The 23,768-nt window shown below is 39.6% G+C and carries 21 protein-coding genes; 18 read left to right on the top strand and 3 right to left on the bottom strand.

Annotated features, from left to right (window positions below; translation table 11 throughout):
* Window positions 1–273 precede the first annotated feature (273 nt).
* From ADH31_RS05420 to ADH31_RS05335, 18 genes are all read left to right on the top strand, one after another.
* The gene (locus ADH31_RS05420; protein WP_049509401.1) at window positions 274–2,232 is read left to right on the top strand and encodes a peptide ABC transporter substrate-binding protein; all 1,959 of its coding nucleotides are present in this window, start codon (window positions 274–276) and stop codon (window positions 2,230–2,232) included.
* A gap of 143 nt (window positions 2,233–2,375) precedes the next feature.
* Entirely contained in the window at window positions 2,376–3,470 is a 1,095-nt protein-coding gene (locus tag ADH31_RS05415) for a cystathionine gamma-synthase (RefSeq protein WP_000045357.1), read from the top strand.
* A gap of 4 nt (window positions 3,471–3,474) precedes the next feature.
* Window positions 3,475–4,641, top strand: a complete 1,167-nt coding sequence (locus ADH31_RS05410; protein ID WP_049509399.1) for a MalY/PatB family protein — start codon at window positions 3,475–3,477, stop codon at window positions 4,639–4,641.
* Between the two features lie 90 nt (window positions 4,642–4,731).
* Window positions 4,732–7,818, top strand: a complete 3,087-nt coding sequence (locus ADH31_RS05405; RefSeq protein ID WP_049509398.1) for a DEAD/DEAH box helicase — start codon at window positions 4,732–4,734, stop codon at window positions 7,816–7,818.
* Window positions 7,819–7,876: 58 nt separating this feature from the next.
* Window positions 7,877–8,473, top strand: a complete 597-nt coding sequence (locus tag ADH31_RS05400) for a hypothetical protein (protein ID WP_049509397.1) — start codon at window positions 7,877–7,879, stop codon at window positions 8,471–8,473.
* Window positions 8,474–8,484: 11 nt separating this feature from the next.
* Window positions 8,485–9,819: a UDP-N-acetylmuramate--L-alanine ligase gene (gene murC, locus ADH31_RS05395; protein ID WP_049509395.1), complete on the top strand. Its 1,335-nt coding sequence runs from the start codon at window positions 8,485–8,487 to the stop codon at window positions 9,817–9,819.
* Between the two features lie 8 nt (window positions 9,820–9,827).
* Entirely contained in the window at window positions 9,828–10,343 is a 516-nt protein-coding gene (locus ADH31_RS05390; protein WP_049509393.1) for a GNAT family N-acetyltransferase, read from the top strand.
* Window positions 10,340–10,834 carry a GNAT family N-acetyltransferase gene (locus tag ADH31_RS05385; RefSeq protein ID WP_049509391.1) on the top strand — a complete coding sequence of 165 codons (495 nt, stop codon included), beginning with the start codon at window positions 10,340–10,342 and terminating at the stop codon, window positions 10,832–10,834. Before ADH31_RS05390 ends, ADH31_RS05385 begins: the two co-directional genes overlap by 4 nt.
* Window positions 10,835–10,915: 81 nt before the next feature.
* Window positions 10,916–12,658 carry an endolytic transglycosylase MltG gene (gene mltG, locus ADH31_RS05380; RefSeq protein WP_049509389.1) on the top strand — a complete coding sequence of 581 codons (1,743 nt, stop codon included), beginning with the start codon at window positions 10,916–10,918 and terminating at the stop codon, window positions 12,656–12,658.
* A 351-nt stretch (window positions 12,659–13,009) separates the two neighbouring features.
* Window positions 13,010–13,492, top strand: coding sequence for a transcription elongation factor GreA (gene greA / locus ADH31_RS05375; protein ID WP_000818756.1), 483 nt, complete (start codon window positions 13,010–13,012; stop codon window positions 13,490–13,492).
* An 82-nt stretch (window positions 13,493–13,574) separates the two neighbouring features.
* Entirely contained in the window at window positions 13,575–14,948 is a 1,374-nt protein-coding gene (locus tag ADH31_RS05370) for an amino acid permease (protein ID WP_049509386.1), read from the top strand.
* 99 nt (window positions 14,949–15,047) lie between these two features.
* Window positions 15,048–15,458: a GNAT family N-acetyltransferase gene (locus tag ADH31_RS05365; protein ID WP_080980078.1), complete on the top strand. Its 411-nt coding sequence runs from the start codon at window positions 15,048–15,050 to the stop codon at window positions 15,456–15,458.
* A gap of 52 nt (window positions 15,459–15,510) precedes the next feature.
* The gene (locus ADH31_RS05360) at window positions 15,511–16,107 is read left to right on the top strand and encodes an HAD family hydrolase (RefSeq protein ID WP_049509384.1); all 597 of its coding nucleotides are present in this window, start codon (window positions 15,511–15,513) and stop codon (window positions 16,105–16,107) included.
* 149 nt (window positions 16,108–16,256) lie between these two features.
* Window positions 16,257–16,466, top strand: coding sequence for a helix-turn-helix transcriptional regulator (locus tag ADH31_RS05355; protein WP_001107501.1), 210 nt, complete (start codon window positions 16,257–16,259; stop codon window positions 16,464–16,466).
* Entirely contained in the window at window positions 16,456–16,944 is a 489-nt protein-coding gene (locus ADH31_RS05350; protein WP_049509383.1) for a DUF6773 family protein, read from the top strand. Before ADH31_RS05355 ends, ADH31_RS05350 begins: the two co-directional genes overlap by 11 nt.
* 107 nt (window positions 16,945–17,051) lie before the next feature.
* A complete protein-coding gene (locus ADH31_RS05345; protein WP_049509381.1) occupies window positions 17,052–18,512 on the top strand; it encodes a nicotinate phosphoribosyltransferase in 1,461 nt (486 codons plus the stop codon).
* The gene (gene nadE, locus ADH31_RS05340; RefSeq protein ID WP_049509380.1) at window positions 18,509–19,333 is read left to right on the top strand and encodes an ammonia-dependent NAD(+) synthetase; all 825 of its coding nucleotides are present in this window, start codon (window positions 18,509–18,511) and stop codon (window positions 19,331–19,333) included. Before ADH31_RS05345 ends, nadE begins: the two co-directional genes overlap by 4 nt.
* A gap of 343 nt (window positions 19,334–19,676) precedes the next feature.
* The gene (locus tag ADH31_RS05335; RefSeq protein ID WP_049509379.1) at window positions 19,677–20,219 is read left to right on the top strand and encodes a GNAT family N-acetyltransferase; all 543 of its coding nucleotides are present in this window, start codon (window positions 19,677–19,679) and stop codon (window positions 20,217–20,219) included.
* 46 nt (window positions 20,220–20,265) lie between these two features.
* On the opposite strand, the gene ADH31_RS05330 is transcribed toward ADH31_RS05335, so the two are convergent.
* The 3 genes from ADH31_RS05330 to murT form a co-directional block, all read right to left on the bottom strand.
* Complete coding sequence (locus ADH31_RS05330; protein ID WP_049509377.1) at window positions 20,266–21,348, bottom strand: M24 family metallopeptidase; 1,083 nt, start codon at window positions 21,346–21,348, stop codon at window positions 20,266–20,268.
* A gap of 115 nt (window positions 21,349–21,463) precedes the next feature.
* A complete protein-coding gene (gatD, locus tag ADH31_RS05325; RefSeq protein ID WP_049509376.1) occupies window positions 21,464–22,246 on the bottom strand; it encodes a lipid II isoglutaminyl synthase subunit GatD in 783 nt (260 codons plus the stop codon).
* The gene (gene murT, locus ADH31_RS05320) at window positions 22,246–23,589 is read right to left on the bottom strand and encodes a lipid II isoglutaminyl synthase subunit MurT (RefSeq protein WP_049509374.1); all 1,344 of its coding nucleotides are present in this window, start codon (window positions 23,587–23,589) and stop codon (window positions 22,246–22,248) included. The genes gatD and murT overlap by 1 nt, the downstream gene beginning before the upstream one ends.
* Window positions 23,590–23,768: the final 179 nt, after the last annotated feature.

Here is a 23,768-nt window from a genome sequence, read left to right as displayed (position 1 = left end):
CTCGTCTCTTAGATAAGGTTATTGGAAAGGCGAAAGCTGACCAGTTACGAGCACGTTTGAAATTATCATAATGCTTTATAAATAAAATGAATAATTTGAACTTTCAACTCTAAAAAAGTTTAAATTGTTCATTTTTTTATTTAAAAAATAGTATAAAATATAAAATTAGTAGAAAAAAATCTATAATTTGGTAAAAATTAGATAAAAACGCTTGACTAAAAAAAAACAATAGCTGTATAATGATACAAATATTTAAATTTGGAGGTTCTGGAAATGAAAAAGTCTAAGGCAAAATATCTGACGCTGGCAGGCCTTGCCCTAAGTGCCGGTCTACTATTGGCGGCTTGTAGCAACTCAGCTAGTTCAACTAAAACATACAACTATGTCTATTCTAGCGATCCGTCAAGTTTGAACTATCTTGCAGAAAACCGTGCAACAACCAATGACATCGTTACCAATTTGGTAGATGGGTTGATGGAAAATGACCAATACGGTAACTACGTTCCATCCTTAGCAGAGGATTGGAGTGTTTCTCAGGACGGTTTGACATACACTTATAAACTTCGTAAAGATGCTAAGTGGTATACCTCTGAAGGTGAAGAATATGCTCCAGTAACTGCCCAAGATTTTGTAACTGGTTTGAAATATGCTGCTGATAAAAAATCCGAAGCTTTGTACCTGGTTCAAGATTCTGTAGCAGGTTTGGATGACTATATCAACGGGAAAACAACTGACTTTTCAACTGTCGGTGTTAAGGCGATTGACGACCAAACAGTTCAGTACACTTTGACACGACCAGAATCTTATTGGAATTCTAAAACAACATCAACCATTCTCTTCCCTGTCAATGCAGACTTCCTGAAATCAAAAGGGGATGATTTTGGTAAGGTAGACCCTTCTAGTATTTTGTACAATGGACCTTTCTTGATGAAATCCTTTGTTTCAAAATCTGTCATCGAATTCAAGAAAAATCCGAACTACTGGGATGAAAAAAATGTCTTTGTAGATGATGTGAAATTGGCCTATTATGATGGTAGTGACCAAGATGCACTAGCTCGTAACTTTGTAGAAGGAGTCTACAGCTACGCACGTCTCTATCCAAATAGCTCAAGCTTTGAAGGAATTAAAGAGAAGAACAAAGATAACATCATTTATAGTATGCAAACCGCAACTTCTTATTACTTGAACTTCAACTTGGACAGAAAATCTTATAACTTCACGTCTAAATCCTCAGATATCGAAAAGAAATCAACTCAAGAAGCAGTTCTGAATAAAAACTTCCGTCAAGCCTTCAACTATGCTTATAACCGTACAGCTTATGGAGCTCAGTCACAAGGGGAAGAGGGAGCAACTAAGATTATCAGAAACTTGCTCGTTCCACCGTCATTTGTAACACTTGATGGTAAAGATTTTGGTGATGTTGTCGCTTCTAAGATGGTTAACTACGGCCAAGTATGGCAAAATGTGAACTTTGCGGATGCACAAGATGCCTACTATAATGCTGATAAGGCTAAAGAAGCTTTTGCACAAGCCAAAAAAGAATTGGAAGCTAAAGGCGTTCAATTCCCTATCCACCTAGATTTGCCAGTTGACCAGTCTGTGAAGAAGGGTGTCCAAGAGGCAAGCTCATTTAAGCAATCTATTGAGTCTGTCTTGGGTACAGATAATGTTGTCATCGATATTCAAATGTTGAGTACTGAAGAAATGGATAGTATCGGTTATCTTGCCAATACAGCTGCTCAAAAAGACTATGACCTCTACAATGGTGGTTGGGGTCCTGACTACCAGGATCCATCAACCTATCTTGATACCCTCAGTCTAACAAGTGGTGGTTCATTACAAAACCTTGGTTTAGAACCTGGTGAAACCAATGCTAAAGCAACTGCGGTTGGTTTGGATACCTACACTAAGATGTTGGAAGAAGCCAATGCTGAGCAAGATTTGACCAAACGTTATGACAAATATGCGGATGCCCAAGCTTGGTTGGTGGATAGCTCTCTAGCAATTCCAAACGTTTCTCTTGGTGGAACACCAGGAATCAGAAAAACAGTTCCATTCTCTGCTGCCTTCTCTCAAGCGGGTAACAAGGGTGTTGAATCCTACAAATACGTTAAGTTGCAAGATAAAATTGTCACAACAGCTGAGTATGAAGCAGCTAGACAAAAATGGCTGAAAGAAAAAGAAGAATCTAACAAAAAAGCCCAAGAAGATCTTGCCAAACACGTTAAATAATGATTTTTAACAAAAAAACGATAACTCTAGAAAAGGTTATCGTTTTTTTATATAGTTTGAAACTATAACTAGCTCTTGAAAACAAGAAAACGAAGGATACAAAATAAGTGGTACAATAGTTACTATAGATTTGGAGGTATTGTATGAGTAAATCATTTCACATCAACACAATTTTAGCACAAGCAGGTATCAAGTCTGATGAAGCAACAGGTGCTTTGGTAACACCAATTCACTTTTCAACGACTTATCAGCATCCAGAATTTGGTCAATCAACTGGATTTGACTATACCCGTACCAAAAACCCAACTCGTAGCAAGGCAGAGGAAGTCTTAGCAGCTATTGAATCAGCCCACTATGCTCTAGCAACTAGTTCAGGTATGTCTGCGATTGTGTTGGCCTTTAGCATTTTTCCAGTAGGAAGCAAGGTTTTGGCTGTCCGTGATCTTTACGGTGGTTCTTTCCGTTGGTTCAATCAAGTTGAGCAGGAAGGACGTTTCCACTTTACCTATGCCAACACGGAAGAAGAGCTGATTGCCGAGCTAGAAAAGGATGTGGATGTACTTTATATCGAAACACCAACCAACCCTTTGATGTTGGAATTTGATATTGAAAAATTGTCAACATTAGCTCATGCTAAGGGGGCTAAAGTTGTCGTGGACAATACCTTCTACAGTCCTATCTACCAACGTCCAATTGAAGACGGGGCAGATATCGTCCTTCATTCAGCGACAAAATACCTTGCAGGTCACAATGATGTTTTAGCTGGTGTAGTTGTGACAGATAGTGCTGAATTATATGAAAAACTCTTTTACAATCTCAACACGACAGGGGCTGTTTTGTCACCATTTGATAGTTATCAATTGATTCGTGGTCTTAAAACCTTGTCACTTCGTATGGAGCGCTCAACAGCTAATGCTCAAGAGATTGTAGCATTTCTAGAACAATCACCTGCTGTCAAAGAAGTTTTGTATACAGGTCGTGGAGGAATGATTTCATTTAAAGTGGCAGATGAGAAGCGTATCCCTCATATCTTAAATACTTTGAAAGTATTCTCTTTTGCTGAAAGTTTAGGTGGTGTAGAAAGTCTGATTACATACCCAACTACTCAAACCCATGCGGACATTCCTGCAGAGGTTCGCCATTCTTATGGATTGACAGATGATCTCTTGCGCTTGTCTATTGGTATTGAGGATGTTAGAGATTTGATTGAAGACTTGCGTCAAGCCTTGGAAGGATAAAACTATGGGAAAATATGATTTTACGACCTTGCCCAATCGTTTTGGACATCATACCTATAAATGGAAAGAAGCAGAGACTGACCGAGAAGTATTGCCAGCCTGGATTGCTGATATGGACTTTGAAGTGTTACCTGAGATTCGTCAGACTGTCCATGACTATGCTGAGCAATTAGTCTATGGCTATACCTATGCTAGTGATGGGTTGATTGAAGCTGTTCAAAATTGGGAGGAAAAACAGCACGGCTATCGCTTTGAAAAGGATGCCCTAGTCTTTATCGAAGGAGTAGTACCAGCTATTTCAACAGCTATTCAAGCCTTTACCAAGGAAGGTCAAGCAGTACTCATTAACACACCGGTTTATCCTCCTTTTGCTCGCAGCATTAAGCTCAATAATCGTAGACTAATCACCAACTCTCTAGTAGAAAAAGACGGACTTTTTGAGATTGACTTTGATCAATTGGAGAAAGACATTGTCGAAGAAGATGTGAAACTCTACGTTCTCTGCAATCCTCATAATCCTGGTGGACGCGTTTGGGAAAAGGAAGTCTTGAAGAAGATTGGACAACTGTGTCAAAAACATGGAGTTTTGCTGGTATCTGACGAGATTCACCAAGATTTAGCCTTGTTTGGGAATAAACACCAGTCATTCAATACGGTAAATGAAGATTTTAAAGAATTTTCACTGATTTTAAGCAGCGCTACCAAAACATTTAATATTGCGGGAACAAAGAATTCCTACGCCATTATCGAGAATCCAAAGTTGAGACTTGCTTTCCAAAAACGCCAGCTTGCTAATAATCAACATGAAATCTCAGGTTTGGGATATTTGGCAACAGAAACAGCTTATCGCTATGGTGAAGATTGGTTAACAGAACTCAAAGAACTGATTGAGAAACACATCAATTATGTAGTCGATGTATTTGGCAAAGAAACTAAAATCAAGGTCATGAAACCTCAAGGGACCTATCTCATTTGGCTTGATTTTTCAGCCTACGATATTTGTGATGAAGAATTAAGAAGCCTTTTAAGAGACGAAGCCAAGGTTATCCTGAACAGAGGCTTGGACTTTGGTGAAGAAGGAGCCCTCCACGCTCGCTTAAATGTAGCCATGCCAACATCTGTCTTGGAAGAAGTTTGCCAACGAATCATTGCTACTTTCGCTAAACTTTAACAAGCTAGCCTTCTGGGTAAAAGTACCCTAGGAGGCTATTTTCATAGGAAGAAATGTGGTATAATTAAGAGATAAAGTAAAGGGGAAAATATGGCTAAATTGATTCCAGGGAAGCTTCGAATGGAGGGAGCTCAACTCTACGAAACTAGTCAGATTGAAATTATCAAAGAGAAAGACCATCGCCTCTATGCGCGTGTAGCAGATGAAGAAATTCGCTATAGCCTGGATGATGATTTGGTTTTTTGTGCTTGTGATTTTTTCCAAAAAAGAGGGTTTTGTGTGCATTTGGCAGCACTAGAGCATTACCTGAAAAATGATCACATTGGTCAGGAACTCTTGGGAAATCTGGAAAATGTGCATGAACAGAAAGAAGAAGTTGAAACTCAGGTTACTTTTGGAGAAAAGTTTTTAGAATCCATTCAAATTCCTAGTCTTTCTGAAATCTATCAGTTGTCTGCTCAGGGGCAGATTGAAGCAGGGACTAATCGCATTATTTGGACTTTGAGAGTCGGTCTTATCCAGACGCAGAAATTTTATGTAATCCGAGATATTCCCCTTTTTCTGAAGGTTTTAGAAACTAGTAAAACCTATATGATTGGAAAGTTATATGAAACTTCCTTGAATATTCGTCAGTTTGATGAAAGTAGCCAATTTGTTCTGAATTTCCTTCAAGGAATTGTAGAAGATGAGGTTGAAAATGCCCTCTTTTTCCAAAATCAAGGTCGTCATCTCTATTTCCCGCTGTCTTTTTTTGAGCAGGGTGTTAGTCTGCTGATGGGTTTAGATGCATTCCAATTTGACCATCAGATTTCAAGCTATCCTCATCTTGTATTTCAAGATTTTGATGGCAAAGCAGGCTTATTTACCTTTCAAATTGAAGAAAAATCCAACTATTTTGAGATGGAAATTTTTCAACAGGTAGGACTTAATTCGTTTTATAAGGGACAAGTCTTGTTTACTAAAGGTACATTTTATCTTCTGTCTAAAGAACAAGCTAGACTTATAGAAAAATTAAAAAAAGTATCTATCGATAAAAGCGGTAGAAAGATTTTACAATTTGATACCAGTGATCGAGATCTTCTAGCTTCGACCTTGTCGCAGTTTAAAGACATAGGAGAGGTAAAAGCTCCTGATACGCTTCAAATTCAGTCTTTCCGACCGTCGTTCTACATGGAAGGAGAAGAGGACGGTTCTATCCGTTTGGATATGCAGTTTCAGTATGAAACTTGCTTAGTAAGGAATCGTAATGAACTGGAGAGTCTTCCTTTTGCTAGTGATATTCAACTGGAGAAGAAAGTCTTTCAGTTGGCTCTATCTGCTGGATTTGAAGCAGATTTTCGTTCATGGCGTCAAAGTTTGAAAGCTGATGCAGTCCATACCTTCTTTCAGGAGGTTTTACCAGCTTTTGAAGCGCTTGGAGAATTAAAGATTTCTGAGAGCTTGCAAGATCTCTATCAGGTTCAGAAGCCTCAAGTACACATCTCATCCAAGGGAGGCCTATTAGAAATTCAATTTGATTTTCAAAATATAGATCAAGAAGAAATCGATCGAGCGATGAAAGCTCTAGTTGAGAAGCAGGATTATTACATCAGCTCTTCGAATCAGGTTTACTATTTCGATGATCAGACCAAGCGTATCCGTCAGGATTTAGAAGAATTAGGGATAGAGGACCTACAAGATGGAGCTTTTCGAGCTCGTAAATCCCTAGCTTATACCCTATCTCATCTCTTTAAGGATCAGGATCAAATTTCTTTCACCGAAGAATTTCGCAATCTGGCCCATGATTTGACGCATCCAGAAGATTTTCCGATGAAAGAGCTGAATATCCAAGCAGATCTCAGGGATTATCAGAAAAAGGGAATTCAGTGGTTTCAAATGCTCCACCATTATGGCTTTGGTGGGATTTTAGCAGACGATATGGGACTTGGGAAGACCTTGCAAACCATCGCCTTTTTAAGTAGTCAGGTTCAAGCAGATACTAGTGTCCTAATCCTTGCTCCATCTGGCTTAATCTATAACTGGTCTGATGAATTTCAAAAGTTTGCTCCAGATTTGGATGTTGCGGTCGTGCATGGTTTAAAATCTCATCGAGAATCAATTTTGGCAGAAAATCATCAGATTTATGTGACAAGCTATGCTACTTTCCGTCAGGACAGTGAGATTTATCGAAACCTATCTTTTGATTTTCTTTTTCTAGATGAAGCTCAAGTGATGAAAAATGCACAAACGAAGATTGCTCAAAGTTTGCGACGATTTGTGGTTCCATCCGTCTTTGCACTATCAGGAACACCGATTGAAAACCATCTGGGAGAACTCTGGTCGATTTTTCAGATTGTCTTACCAGGCCTCTTACCTGCTAAGAAGGAGTTTATGAAACTATCAACTGAGAGAGTGGCTCAATTTATCAAACCCTTTGTCATGAGACGTAAGAAAGAAGAGGTTTTGACAGAGTTGCCTGACTTGATTGAAGTTGTCTATAAGAATGAACTGGAGGACCAACAAAAAGCTATCTATCTTGCTCAACTGCAACAGATGCAGGAACGTTTGGGACAGGTAAGTGATTCGGAATTTCAACGAAATCGCGTCGAAATTTTGACCGGACTCATGCGTCTGCGTCAGATTTGTGATACGCCTGCGCTCTTTATGGAGGACTACCAAGGAGAGAGCGGGAAGCTGGATAGTTTACGAGATTTGCTGGTTCAGATTGCTGAAGCTGGACACCGTGTACTTATTTTCTCACAATTTAGAGGTATGCTGGATCGGATTGAGCAAGAGCTGCCTGACTTAGGATTGACTTCCTTTAAAATTACGGGTTCAACACCTTCGCAAGAACGTCAGGAAATGACCAAGGCCTTTAACCAAGGAGAGCGCGATGTATTTTTAATTTCCCTAAAGGCTGGCGGGGTCGGTCTCAATCTCACTGGTGCCGATACAGTCATTTTAGTAGACTTATGGTGGAATCCTGCAGTTGAATCGCAGGCTATCGGTCGCGCCCATCGTATGGGGCAAGAGCAAGCTGTTGAAGTTTATCGCCTTGTGACTCGAGGTACAATTGAAGAAAAGATTCAAGAATTACAAGAGAAAAAGAAAAATCTTGTTTCTGAAATCTTGGATGGAACAGAGTCTCGAGGCAGTCTGAGTCTAGCTGAAATACGAGAAATTTTAGGGATTTCATGAGCCGATACTTGAAAAATCAAGACATTACGCTATAATGGAGTATTGAAAGGAAATAAATATGACACAAAAACGATTTCCAATAGTGGCAGATGATGAAGTCATGTTGACAGAAATGCCAGTTATGAATCTCTACGATGAGTCTGATTTCATCAGTAATATAAAAGGTGATTACCAAGACAAAAACTACTTGGAATGGTCTCCAATCACTGAAGACAAAAAGCAAGAGGAAGCCAAGCCTCTTGTAAAACCGATTGAAAAAAAAGAAAAATCCTATGCTGAATTAGCGCGTGAAGAAGCGCGCGCGGATTTGAAAAAGAAGCGCTCGGCTCGATATTTGACTCAGGATGTGAGTCATACGAGACGTCAACCGAAGCCAAGCCGTGTGCGTCCAGAAAATCAACCGACAGCACCTTTTCAAAAAGAAAATCCAGGAGAATTTGCTAAATACAGTAAGAATTTGAGCCAAACTCACTATATTCTGGCAGAAACAGTTTCTCAAGTGGAACATCCAATTTCAGACGGTGAAACAAGTCGTTCCAAGAAAAACAATTATGACTTTTTAAAGAAAAGTCAAATTTATAACAAAAAAAGTAAACAAAAAGAACAAGAACGTCAAGTGGCCCAAGAGCTTAACTTGACTAGAATGAGCGAATAGAGGGGAAGAAAATGGGAAAAACCTATCATTTTATCGGAATCAAAGGATCAGGTATGAGTGCCTTGGCGTTGATGTTGCATCAAATGGGGCACAAGGTGCAAGGTTCTGACGTTGAAAAGTACTACTTTACACAACGTGGACTAGAGCAAGCAGGAATTACAATTTTACCTTTTGATGAAAAAAATCTTCAAGGCGATTTAGAAATTATCGCTGGTAATGCCTTCCGTCCAGATAACAATGTTGAAATTGCTTATGCTGACCAAAATGGTATCAGCTACAAACGTTACCATGAGTTTCTTGGTAGCTTTATGCGTGACTTTATCAGTATGGGAGTTGCAGGTGCACACGGTAAGACGTCAACGACTGGTATGCTTTCTCACGTCTTGTCACACATCACTGATACAAGCTACTTGATCGGAGATGGTACAGGTCGTGGTTCTGAAAATGCCAAGTATTTTGTCTTTGAATCAGACGAGTATGAGCGCCATTTCATGCCATATCACCCAGAATATTCTATTATTACGAACATCGATTTTGACCACCCTGACTATTTCACAAGCTTGGAAGATGTCTTCAACGCCTTCAATGATTATGCTAAACAAATTACCAAAGGTTTGTTTGTCTATGGTGAAGATGCTGAGTTGCGTAAGATTACAGCAAATGCCCCAATCTATTATTACGGTTTTGAAGCAGACAACAATGACTTTGTAGCCAGCGATTTACTTCGTTCTACTACAGGTTCAACCTTCACCATTCACTTCCGTGGTCAAGAGTTGGGCCAATTCCACATTCCAACTTTCGGTCGCCACAACATCATGAATGCCACAGCAGTGATTGGTTTGCTTTATACTGCTGGCTTTGATTTGAATTTGGTGCGTGAACACTTGAAGACTTTTGGTGGAGTGAAACGTCGTTTTACAGAAAAGATTGTCAATGATACGGTTATCATCGATGACTTTGCGCATCACCCAACTGAAATCATTGCAACTCTAGATGCTGCACGTCAAAAATATCCAAGCAAGGAAATCGTCGCTATCTTCCAACCGCATACCTTTACTCGTACAATTGCTTTGTTGGACGATTTTGCCCAAGCCTTGAATCAGGCTGATGCAGTTTACCTCGCACAAATCTACGGTTCAGCTCGTGAGGTGGACCATGGTGATGTCAAGGTAGAAGACCTTGCCAATAAAATCAACAAGAAACATCAAGTTATCACAGTTGAAAATGTTTCTCCACTCCTAGACCATGACAATGCTGTCTATGTTTTCATGGGAGCTGGCGACATCCAAACGTATGAATATTCATTCGAACGTCTCTTGTCTAATTTGACAAGCAATGTTCAGTAAGGAAGATCATGGAATTTCCAATTAAAATCAGGGAAGCTCAGCAATCAGATATTGATCAGATTTGCTTGATACAAGAAAGTATTTCAAGCTCCCTAGAAATAATGAATAAAGAAATAATAGAAGAACGTATCCGCAACCATGCGGGTACGTTTCTCTTAGCTAGCCTGGATGATCAGGTGATTGCTTATATTTTAGCGACAGATTTTGCTACATCCTCAGTAAGTAGATGGATAGTAGAGATGGCAGATGGAGAAGCTATTAGTAATAGAAATCTCGTTATTGATGCTTTATCTGTTCATCCGAATTATCAGAGGCAAGGATTTGGAACCTTGTTGCTAGCAGCTTTGAAGGAAGTTACCCGTCAGCAAGATAGACCAGGTATTTATCTGCTTTGTGAGGACGAGTTGCTGGCCTACTTTGAAATGAATGGATTTGTAGAACAGGGGATCGTAGATGGAGAAAGGAGCAGTGAAGTTGCCTTTCTCATGAGTTGGCAGAATCCCTATTATCAGGAGGAAATATGATTATTAGACCAGCGAGATTGACAGATTTAGATCGTATCTTTGAAATTGAGCTAGAGAACTTTTCAATTGAAGAAGCCATTCCTCTCCCTGTTTTTGAAGCTCATCTGAAGGAAATTAAGACTAGTTTTTTAGTGGCTGAAAAAGAGGGGGAAATACTAGGCTATATTGAGGGACCAGTAGTCCCTCATCGATATTTACAAGACCAGTCCTTTACAGAAGACATTAAAGATTATAGCCATCAAAAAGGTGGCTATATCTCTGTGACTTGTCTATCCATTGCTAAGAAAGCTCAAGCTTTAGGTCTCGGACGAAAATTATTGACCGCCTTAAAAGAGATCGCTCTTGAGCATGAGCGTGAGGGAATCAATCTGACCTGTCATGACTATCTTATTGGTTATTATGAGAAACATGGTTTTGTGAATGAAGGAAAATCCAAGTCGACTTTTGCTGGGGAAGAATGGTATGATATGGTCTGGGAAAACACGAATTAGGCATCAGAAAGGCATCTATGGTTGCTTTTCTTTAGTTTTTAAGATATAATATTATGGATTATTAACAAGGAGGTAACACCTTTGAGCGAAAATTCTCGAGAAGAAGAAAAGTTAAGTTTTAAAGAACAAATTTTAAGAGATTTAGAAAGATTAAAAAGAGAAGACGGCATCGCGAATACTAAAAGTAGCAGCGATGATTTGTTTTCAAATTTAAGTAATAGTTCAGAAGCGGAAAAACCAGTGGAAGAACCTTCTGTAGAAGACTTGATGGCCAATTCTGTTTCACTAGTGGATGAATTGCTTGCTAATGCACCAACAGTTCCACCACGTCCAGTATTACAAGATGATTCTGTTGGAACTTCTGTTGCTTCAGAACCAGCTGTAGCTCCAGATCCTCTACCATCAACAGAACCTTTATCATCAACGGAACCTGCTGAACCCGTTAAACCTCTTGAACCTACTCAACCAGTGGAAGAAGAGAAAGAGTTCAATGCTATTTCGACAAGGATTCCAGTTTCTTATCGTACGAATCAGGCCAAACCAAGTCCTGCAAGAAAGAATATTGAACCTCAACCGAAACCAACAGTTCTTGCAAAAGAAACTCCAAGTCAAAAACCAGTTGTTCCAGTTGAAACTAGAACTGAACGTCCTAGAAGAAGTCGTAAAGAATCAGTGAAACCAATCAAGAAAAAGAAAAAATCACGCTTGAAAGGATTTTTCGTAACAGTATTTGTTTTATTGATTTTACTAGGTGTGGGTGGTTTCTTTGGTTACCGTTATGTCGAATCTGCACTCCAACCAGTTGATGCAAATTCAAAACAGTATGTCACGGTTCAAATTCCAGAAGGAGCTAATCTTCAGCAAATTGGTGATACATTAGAGAACTCTGGATTGGTAAAACACGGATTTATCTTTAGCCTTTATGCTAAGTATAAAGACTATTCTGATTTAAAATCTGGTTACTACAATTTGCAAAAGAGTATGAGTACAGATGATATCATCAAAGAATTGCAAAAGGGTGGAACTCCTCAACCTCAAGAAGTTGCACTTGCAAATCTTACAATTCCTGAAGGTTATACCCTTGATCAAATCGCACAAACAGTTGGTCAGCTTCAAGGAGACTTTAAAGAACCCTTGACTGCGGATGCCTTCTTGGCAAAAGTTCAAGATGAAACCTTCATCTCTCAATTAGTTGCTAAGTACCCAACCCTTCTCGAAAGTCTACCAACTAAAGAAAGTGGTGTTCGTTATCGTTTAGAAGGATACTTATTCCCAGCAACTTATGCTATCAAAGAAAGCACGACTATTGAAAGCTTGATTGATGAAATGGTGGCAGCTATGGACAAAAACTTGTCAGGGCATTATACTGCAATCAAAGAAAAGAACTTGACAGTGAATGAACTCCTCACCATTGCATCACTTGTGGAAAAAGAAGGGTTGAAAACTGACGATCGCAAACTGATCGCTGGAGTTTTCTATAATCGTTTGAACCTTGGTATGCCACTTCAGAGTAATATTGCTATTCTCTATGCAGAAGGTAAGCTAGGACAAAATATTAGCTTGGCAGATGATGCAGCAATTGATACAACAATCAATTCACCTTATAATGTTTATACAAACCTTGGCTTGATGCCTGGCCCAGTAGACAGTCCAAGTCTGGATGCAATTGAAGCAAGTATCAATCAAACTAAGAGTGACAATCTCTACTTTGTAGCCAACGTACAAGATGGCAAGGTTTACTTTGCAACGACACGAGAAGAACATGATCGAAACGTTGCAGAGCATGTCAACAGTAAACTGACACAATCAAGTAGTTCAAACTAACTCTTAGAACAAGATTTGCTATTAAATCCGTACAAAGAAGAGAGTCTCTTCTTTTTACAGGAGTAGCAAGTCACACCAGTCTTTCCGCTATGATTAGAAACGCCTGAAATCTATAAGTTTTAGGCGTTCGGAAATTGCGAAAGTAAATTCTACCTCTTATTTGAACCTGAGTCTAGAAGTGATAGAATCATAAGGTTTAGGCACAGATTTTAAAAGGTCGATACTGACCAAAATCATTTAAGGAAAGCTTTTAAAAGACTTTGTCTTCATTGTAAAATTATGTGGTTTACCACATAATTTTGCTTTACTACCTAAAGAAATTTAAATTTAATCAAAAGAAAGTTGAGAAAAATGGCAGAAAAAACATATCCAATGACCCTTGAAGAAAAGGAAAAACTCGAAAAAGAATTAGAAGAGTTGAAACTAGTTCGTCGTCCAGAAGTTGTAGAACGCATCAAGATTGCGCGTTCATACGGTGACTTGTCAGAAAATAGTGAGTATGAAGCAGCTAAGGACGAGCAAGCCTTCGTTGAAGGACAAATCTCTAGCTTGGAAACAAAAATCCGTTATGCTGAGATTGTCAATAGCGATGCAGTTGCTCAAGATGAAGTTGCTATCGGGAAAACAGTCACTATCCAAGAAATTGGTGAAGACGACGAAGAAGTATATATCATCGTGGGATCAGCGGGTGCAGATGCCTTTGCAGGTAAAGTATCAAATGAAAGCCCAATTGGGCAAGCCTTGATTGGTAAGAAAACAGGTGATACTGCTACGATTGAAACACCTGTAGGAAGCTATGATGTTAAAATCTTAAAAGTAGAAAAAACAGTTTAGTAGGAATGAAAAGAAGGAGTAGATATAGGGAAAGCGCTTCCTATCACTCCTTTTCTTAATTCTAAAAACTAGAGGAGACTATATGAATTCAGAAAATAAGCACAAAAAGAAAAATAAAATGGAACGTGGGTTAACCAATCGCCATGTTCAGGTTATGGCCATTGCAGGAACGATTGGAACGGGACTATTTCTAGGAGCTGGACGTTCCATTAGTTTGACAGGTCCGTCAATCGTCTTGGTCTATATGATTACGGGTGGCTTTATGTATCTTATGATGCGTGCTATCGGGGAAATGTTGTACCAAGACCCAGAGCAGCATACCTTTATCAACTTTATTACTCGTTATCTAGGTCAGGGTTGGGGTTACTTCTCAGTCTGGTCTTACTGGCTCTCAGTAGTCTTTATTGGTATGGCTGAGATTACAGCTATTGCTCACTATGTTCAGTTTTGGTTTCCCTCCTGGCCATCTTGGTTGATTCAGGTTGTATTTCTGACAATACTCGGCTTGGTGAACTTGATTGCCGTTAAAATTTTTGGTGAAGTAGAATTTTGGTTTGCTATGATCAAAATCCTGGCCATTCTTGCCATGATTGCGACAGGTGTCTTTCTAGTTTTGACTGGCTTTGAAACGCCTTATGGTTCAGCAAGTCTTGCCAATATTAGTGAACACTTCTCACTTTTCCCAAATGGAGTTATGAACTTTGTCATGGCCTTCCAGATGGTTTTCTTTGCTTACTTAATGATTGAATTTATCGGTGTTACCACATCTGAAACCAAGGATCCAAGAAAAGTCTTGCCTAAGGCTGTTAAGGAAATTCCTTTGCGAATTATCTTTTTCTATGGTGGAGCTCTTTTAGCCATCATGTCTATTATTCCTTGGCGTGAGCTTTCTGCAGCAGATTCACCATTTGTAACGGTATTTGAACTTGTTGGTCTTAAGTGGGCGGCAGCTTTAATTAACTTTGTTGTATTGACTTCAGCTGCATCAGCCTTGAATTCAACCCTTTACTCAACAGGTCGTCACTTGTACCAAATTGCCCATGATTCACCAAATCATTTCTTGAAAGCTATTAAGGCAGATACACTCTCACGTCACAACGTTCCTCAGAATGCTATCATTGCTTCTGCCGTATTGATTGGTTTTGCAGCCTTCATCAATGTCCTTCCAGGAGTATCAGATGCCTTTGCTTTGATTACAGCTTCTTCATCAGGTGTTTACATCGCAATCTACATCTTGATCATGGTAGCCCATCTCAAATATCGTAAGTCTAAAGACTTTATGGCAGATGGCTATCTCATGCCTCAATATCGCTTGCTAAATCCTCTGACTATGCTCTTCTTTATCTTTGTATTTGGAACACTCTTCTTACAAGAGTCAACTGTAATGGGAGCTAGAGGTTCAGCAATCTGGATTGTTGCATTTGGTATATACAGCCAATGGAAGTTTAGAAAATAAGTCAGAAGCTCATCAACTCAGGTTGGTGAGTTTTTTTAGTTTGACAGTTCTTCAAAATAGGAATATAATCAAGGCGTAAGTGTCTTGGAGGAGGTTTTGATGCACATTAGATTGGAGAATACAGAGTCTCAGAAAGCACAGGAAATAGGGAATTTGATTCGCTCTTATAATCGTTCTAAGAGAGAAGCAGCTGAAAGTGAGCCACTTAATCTGTATATCGAAGATGAACATGGTCAACTCCAGGCTGGTTTAGTAGCAGAGACCTTTGGAAATTGGCTAGAAATCGAGTATTTATTTGTGAAAGAAGAATTGCGAGGACAAGGAATTGGTTCCCAACTATTGCAGCAAGTAGAGAGTGAAGCTAAGAAGAGAAACTGTCGCTACGTTTTTGTGAATACGTATCAGTTTCAAGCGCCAGCCTTCTATCAGAAACATGGTTACCAGGAAGTCTTTACCTTAAAAGACTACCCCTGTACTGGACAAAGGCATTATTATCAAAAAGATTTATAAACAGACATTGGACGCTTAAAGAGATTGTTCACATAATAATGGAGGTGGGTTAATGGATATCATACTAGATATGGGAAATGTTCTATTGGAATGGAACAAGGATAAGATTTTGAAGGCTGTAGCTAAAACTCAGAAAGATTATCTGATCTTAGACAAGGCTATTATTCAGTCGGGACTCTGGGAAAGATTGGACCTGGGGACCTTGACTCGAGAAGAATTGGTTGATAAGGTTCTTTCTATGATAGGGGATTGCTATCAGAAAAAGGTTGAAGAAGTCATTTGGAACTGGCCTGCCTATATCGATATTTACACGGAAGTCTTTCCGCTTCTTGCACGTTTAAAGGAAAATGGCCATCGTATTTTTGTCCTATCTAATACCTCACCAGTTTTTTATGAATTATTGAAAGATCAATTAGCACCTCTAGAAAAGATTTTAGATGGGTTTGTTCTTTCCTGTGATATTAAGGTCATCAAACCTGATCGAGAAATGTTTGAAGAAATCCTCCGTAAATACGAGTTGGATCCAGCAAATTGTGTCTTTCTTGATGATATAGCAGACAACACTAACATGGCTGAAAGTTTAGGCATCAAAGCCTATCAAGTCAAACAGAGAAGTGACGTTGTAGATATTTTGAAAAAATTTGAATAAGCAGAAAACTCTCTATCATTTAGCTGGTAGAGAGTTTTTTGTTAAAAAAAATGTACAAAATGACAGATATATATTGCGTAATGTAAAATATATGGTATAATGAACTTAGAAAGAAGCGCAACTTTTTAAAATTATAAAGGAGGTAAGAAGTGGCTAAGAATTTAAAATTAAAACTTGCTCGAGTAGAGCTTGATATGACACAAGGTGACTTGGCAGAAGCTGTAGGTGTGACTAGACAGACTATCGGCTTGATAGAAGCTGGGAAATATAATCCTAGTCTCTCCCTTTGCCAGTCCATTTGCAGATGCTTAGGCAAAACCCTAGACCAACTATTTTGGGAGGAAGAAGATGAAAAATAGATTTTATTATTACCAATTATTAGATGAAAGAGAAGAGCAACAACTTCATAAAGCTAGTGCAGAGAGTTTTCATATCTCTATCGGATTGTTGTTTCTAGCTTATTTCATAGCAGTGTTAGCACCAAGCCTTTTTAATCCAAGTATGCTTCTCGTTATTATTATCATAGGGACTTTTTACTTTTTCACCCGTGCTCGCAATCTCGGTGTGACCTACTATAGTCGTTTTCATTTTACAATTTTAGGATGTCTATTATTAACTCTAGTGGTCACAGCTACCTTGATGCTACAGAACTACCAGTTCAATATCGAAATTTATCAGCATAATCCATTGAACTTCAAATACCTTTCTGCTTGGGTCATTACATATCTCCTTTATCTTCCTTGGGTCTTTATTGGAAACTTAGGATTAAAAAGTTATGGTGAATGGGTTCAGAAGAAGTATGAAAAAGATATGGATGAACTCGAGAGCATGGAATAGCTTGTTAGCTTTTTATCAATATCGATAAATTGTGTTATAATAGTACTAAATTATGAGAAAAGAAGAAACATTTTCATCTTTTTACAAATAGGGAAGAAGGATAGTATATGTACCCAGATGACAGTTTAACTTTGCACACTGATTTGTATCAAATTAACATGATGCAAGTTTACTTCGACCAAGGCATTCATAACAAGAAAGCAGTTTTTGAAGTTTATTTCCGCCAACAACCTTTTAAAAACGGTTATGCTGTATTTGCAGGTTTGGAACGAATTGTGAACTACTTAGAAAACCTGCGTTTTTCTGAGAGCGATATTGCTTATTTGGAATCACTTGGTTATCATGGCGCCTTCTTGGAATATCTCCGTCATCTCAAGTTGGAATTGACTGTACGTTCTGCTCAAGAAGGGGACTTGGTATTTGCCAATGAACCGATTGTTCAAGTGGAAGGTCCTTTGGCTCAGTGTCAATTGGTTGAAACAGCTCTCTTGAACATCGTCAACTTTCAAACCTTGATTGCGACTAAGGCTGCTCGTATTCGTTCAGTCATTGAAGATGAGCCTTTGATGGAATTCGGAACACGTCGTGCGCAAGAAATGGATGCGGCTATCTGGGGTACTCGTGCGGCTGTTATTGGTGGTGCCAATGGAACTAGTAATGTCCGTGCAGGTAAGCTCTTTGGTATTCCGGTTTTAGGAACTCATGCTCACGCCTTGGTACAAGTCTATGGCAATGATTATCAGGCTTTCAAGGCTTATGCCTCAACGCACAAAAATTGTGTCTTTCTAGTAGATACCTACGATACTCTTCGGATCGGTGTTCCAGCAGCGATTCAGGTTGCGCGTGAACTTGGTGATAAGATTAATTTCCTTGGTGTCCGTATTGACTCTGGAGATATCGCCTATATTTCTAAAAAAGTTCGTCAACAACTGGACGAGGCAGGATTTACAGATGCTAAGATCTATGCATCAAATGACCTTGATGAGAATACCATCCTTAACCTCAAAATGCAAAAAGCTAAGATTGATGTCTGGGGTGTAGGGACTAAGCTCATCACTGCTTATGACCAACCAGCACTTGGAGCAGTTTACAAGGTTGTTGCCATCGAAGATGAGAACGGTCATATGCGCAATACCATCAAGCTTTCAAACAATGCAGAGAAGGTTTCAACGCCAGGGAAGAAACAAGTTTGGCGCATCACCAGTCGTGAAAAAGGCAAGTCAGAAGGTGACTACATTACCTATGATGGTGTCGATGTTGCTAGCATGACTGAAATCAAGATGTTCCATCCAACCTATACTTACATCAAGAAAACTGTCCGTAATTTTGAAGCTGTTCCTCTCTTGGTAGACATTTTCAAGGAAGGTAAGCTGGTTTATGATTTACCAAGTCTGCCTGAAATTCAAGCCTATGCTCGTAAGGAATTTGATAAGCTCTGGGATGAATACAAACGCGTACTGAACCCACAACACTATCCTGTGGACTTGGCTCGTGATGTATGGCAAGACAAGATGGACTTGATTGATAAGATGCGTAAGGAAGCTCTAGGCGAAGGAGAAGAAGAATGAGTTTGCAAGAAACCATTATCCAGCAACTAGGTGTAAAACCAGTGATTGACGCCCAGGAAGAAATCCGTCGTTCGATTGACTTTCTAAAAAGATATTTAAAGAAACATCCTTTCCTAAAAACTTTTGTATTGGGTATTTCTGGAGGACAAGACTCGACCTTGGCAGGACGCTTGGCTCAACTAGCCATGGAAGAAATGCGAGCAGAAACAGGTGATGATAGTTATAAATTTATCGCTGTTCGCCTGCCTTATGGAGTGCAAGCTGACGAGGATGATGCTCAAAAAGCCCTAGCATTTATTCAGCCAGATGTGAGCTTGGTAGTGAATATCAAGGAATCTGCTGATGCTATGGCTGTAGCTGTTGAAGCAACAGGGAGTGCAGTTTCCGATTTTAACAAGGGAAATATCAAGGCTCGTAGTCGTATGATTGCCCAATATGCTCTTGCAGGTGCTCATAGCGGAGCTGTTATCGGGACAGACCATGCTGCGGAAAATATCACAGGTTTCTTTACTAAATTTGGTGACGGTGGTGCAGATATTCTCCCACTTTATCGCCTCAATAAACGCCAAGGAAAACAACTTTTGAAGGAGCTTGGAGCTGATCCAGCCCTCTATGAAAAAGTTCCAACGGCAGATTTGGAAGAAGAAAAACCAGGTATTGCAGACGAAGTAGCCTTGGGAGTCACTTACAATGAAATTGATGATTACCTCGAAGGAAAGCAAGTCAGCCCAGAAGCCCAAGCAACCATTGAAAAATGGTGGTACAAAGGCCAACACAAACGCCACTTACCAATCACTGTCTTTGATACGTTTTGGGAGTAAAAAGGTCCGGGGGACTTTTTTAGCCCGAGCCTGAAAATAAAAAAGCGAGGAAGGTCCGGTAACTCGAAGAGTTCGATTTCGTTGTCTCACCCCCGCAACGATGACTAGGCTTGAAAAAGCTTGATAAAGCGTATTTCAAGTCAGACAGCTACTGCGTCATGAAATTAGAGGAAACTGTTGTTTTCTCAATGTTTATGAGTAAAGTATTTTTACCCTCTCACCTAGAAATACAAAAGCGAAGAAGGTCCGGAGGACCTTTTTCACTTTGTAACTTGAAATAGGAGACTGAGATAGGTTAATACAAGTTTGAGCCCATCCATAAAATAGAAAGAGAATTAGCATCATGAAAGCACTAGGTACACAACCAATAGAAACTGAACGATTGATACTGAGGAGATTTGTGGAAGGTGATGCTGAAGCCATGTTTGAGAATTGGGCTTCTCGTCTAGATAATCTAACCTATGTTACTTGGAATCCACACCTGAATGTCGAACAGACTCGAAACTCTATTGGCAATTGGGTAGCATCCTACGACAATCCTAACTATTACAAATGGGCCATTAGTCTCAAAGAAAATCCATACTATGTCATTGGAGATATTAGTCTGGTCAGTGTGGATGAAGAAAAATCTAGCTGTGAGATTGGATATATCTTAGGGATGGACTACGGGGGACGAGGACTCATGACAGAAGCCTTGAAGGCAGTTTTATCATACTGTCTAGATGAGATTGGATTTAAAGAGGTTGATGCTTGCTATGCAAGTTTAAATCCAGTATCTGGTCGTGTTATGGAAAAGGCGGGTATGACTTTTTGGAAGACGATTCCAAATGCAGTTGAACGAAAAGGTTATATAGCTGATAAAATTTATTATCAAATCAAAAAATAAGATGGAAAAGTTAAGCTTTTCCATCTTATTTTTTATAAAATACTTTTTAATCAAAATAAAGCAAATCTTTGCTGGTGCTTGTGAAGAGGTCAAAACCGTCTTTGGTAACAACACCGCAGTCTTCGATACGAACTCCGACTTTACCAGGGATGTAGATACCAGGTTCAACAGAGAAGCACATGCCTTCTTCGATAATCATATCGTTTCCTTCCATAATTGAAGGGAATTCGTGGACATCCATACCGATACCATGACCGAGACGGTGGTTGAAGTACTCACCATAACCTGCTTTTTCGATCACTTCACGAGCTGCACGATCGACCTCATGAGCTGTCACACCAGGTTTGATAAAGTCAAGGGCAGCTTGTTGGGCTTCAAGAGTCAAGTTGTAAATGTCTTTCTTGAATTGGTCAGGTTTACCAACAGCGACTGTACGAGTCATATCTGATGCATAACCATTCACCATCACACCGAGGTCAAAGAGGAGAAGGGCATTGTTTTCAACCTTATTGGCTCCAGGAATACCATGAGGATTTGCAGCGTTATCACCTGTCAAAACCATAGTATCAAAACTCATTTCATATCCTTCGCGTTTCATGGCAAAATCGATCTGTGCGATAATATCAGTTTCCGTATTATCAAGAGAGATATTGTCAAAACCAACTTTGACAGACTTATCAGCATAAACACCTGCAACCATCATTTTTTGCACTTCATCTGCTGACTTAATCAAGCGCATGCGTTGGATCAATGGAGTCAAGTTTTCAAACTCAGCAGTTTCAAAGACAGATCTTAAACCGTGGTATTTAGTCAAGATGAGGTTATCAAACTCAACTGCTACACGTTTGAAATCAAGCTGTGGCAAGGCATTTTGGATTTTCTTCCAAGGATTTTCAGAGTCCACATAACCAACAACTGGGAAAGAGACAGTGCTTGTTGCGCGCTCAACCTCAAGGGCTGGAACAAAAAGAAGTGGTTCCTGGTCAGCAAGGACAAAGAGGAACATTTGGCGTTCGTGTGGATCACTGTAAAAACCAGTGAGGTAATTGATAGTGACGGGGTCAGATACGACAGCGACGTCTAGCTTTTCTGATTCAAGATAAGTTAAGATTTGTTGTAATTTAGACATATGCTACCTTCTTTCTACCCCTCTATTTTTGCAAAAATTAGTAGAAAATGCAAGAGAGAAGGGGAAAAGACTACAAAAAAATTCCAACAGCTAATAGCATGTTGGAATAGAAAGATTAGTTGAATTCTGCCTTGCTTTTCACATCGCTGTATTCTTCAGCGACTTCTTGGCTCAGAATATCCTCATAAGCTGGAAGGACGATGTCCTGACCGTATTTTTTCTTGAGGGCAGTAGTGACCAAACGATAGGCAAGGTTGGCATTACGAGATAGGATAGGCCCGTGGAAATAAGAACCGAAAACATTTTTATAGTGAACACCTTCACCGACCTTTTCTTCGTTGTTGCCATTTCCATAGACAACCTGGCCGAGTGGTTTTTGGTCATCAGAGAGGAAGGTGCGGCCTTGGTGATTTTCAAATCCATAATAAGTTTCATTAAACTCTTCATTATGAATCTTAATGTCACCGATAAAGCGGTTGTTGGTTTGATTAAGGGTATAGTGTCCCATGACACCTAGACCTTCTATGCGTCTTCCGGAAGCTTCAATATAATACTGACCCAATAGTTGGAAACCACCACAGATAGCAAGGACGACACCATCATTTTGGATAAAGTTGTCGATACTTTCTTTTTTAGCAGGTAAATCACCAGCAATGATACTCTGTTCAAAGTCTTGGCCACCGCCGAAAAAGGCGATGTCGTAATGATTTTCATCGAAATTATCATGGAGAGAAACGATGTCAACTGTTACGCGAGCACCCAGCTTTTCAGCCACATACTTGAGCATGAGGATGTTTCCATTATCCCCGTAGGTGTTCATGAGATTGCCATAGAGGTGGGCGATATTTAGTTGGTAAGGATAATTGCCGTCTTTTGAGGAAAGTGAAGTATAAACCATCAGTTCATCTCCTTTCTAACAAGTTGACGATTGGCCAGTAGTTCTCTGAATTCTAGCATGGCCGTATAAGTCGCAAGGATATAGGCATGCTTACAGTCTTGAGCTTCAATCGTGTTAAGAACTTGTTCCAGACTGCTTGTTTCAGTGATTTTATCAGCTGGATAACCAGTTACTCGAAGACGACGAGCAATTTCAGAATGACGAACGCCACCAGCGTTAATTTCTGGAATATCCATGTCAGTTATCTGTTCAAAATCCGCATCCCAAATCCAGCTGGTATCTATGCCGTCTGCATAGTTAGCATTAAGGAGAACCGATAGACTAAATGGATAAGGAGCCAATTTAATCATTTCAATGGCTTGGGTTGCACCAACAGGATTCTTGATGAGGACAAGGGTACATTCTTTGTCACCAATCTGAAAGGTTTCTTGGCGTCCAAAGACAGCACGGCTCTTGTCAAAACCTTGTTTAATCAGTTGAGAATCAGCTCCAAGGTAACGAGCAATAGCGACTGCTGCGAGAGCATTGTAGATATTATAAAGCCCACCGATTTGGATTCCGTATTCTTGGCCGTCGATAACAAAGCGAGAACGATTGTTAGTCAATTCCACCAATTCTGTCAGACGGTAGTCCAAATCAGGACGTTTACATCCACAGTTTTCGCAGATATAAGCTCCTAAGTTGGCATAAGTATTAAGCTCATATTTCAAAATACTTTGACAGTCTGGGCAGAGAATACCTTCCGTATTGTAGTGAGCAAGCTTTGCTGGACCTTTTTCCAAATCAAAACCAAAATATTGAACAGGATTTGGAATTGCAGGTTTGTAGAAAAGCGGACTATCACCGTTCAGCAGAACAGTAGCAGTAGGAACTTTTCGAATAGCGTCCAAAATCATGTTGTAGGTCGTATAAATCTCACCGTAGCGGTCCATCTGGTCGCGGAAGATATTGGTGATGACGAAAAGACTAGGCTGGATGTAGTCACAGATACGTGAGAGACTAGCTTCGTCGATTTCAAGGACAGCGATGTTCTTGCCAGTTTTTGAAGATTTGGCTGTCAAGAAGGTAGTCGTAATCCCGGTAATCATGTTGGCACCACTTGGATTAGTTAAAACTTGACCATAAATTTCCTTTAGGATACCGACAGTGAGAGCGGTCGTCAAGGTTTTTCCATTGGTACCAGTTACCACAACAATCTCATAGTTCTTCGCTAAATGTTGTAAAATATCTTTATCAAATTGAAGGGCGAGTTTTCCAGGCAGCGTGCTTCCACGTCCAAGACGACTCAAAATAAAGTGAGAAGAACGCCCAGCAAGAAGGCCCAAAGTAGTTTTTAATTTCATGTTTCTATTATATCATAAAAGCTGAAAAAGACAGATTTGAGATTTTAGAAAAAGAAAAACAGCCCAAGGAGGGCTGCTTTCTAAAATTATACTCAATGAAAATCAAAGAGCAAACTAGGGAGCTAGCCGTAGGTAGTACTTGAGTACGGCAAGGTGAAGCTGACGTGGTTTGAATTTGA

This window comes from Streptococcus pseudopneumoniae (genome assembly GCF_001072375.1).
Classification (GTDB): domain Bacteria; phylum Bacillota; class Bacilli; order Lactobacillales; family Streptococcaceae; genus Streptococcus; species Streptococcus pseudopneumoniae_L.
This window is presented reverse-complemented; position numbering and strand designations above follow the sequence as displayed.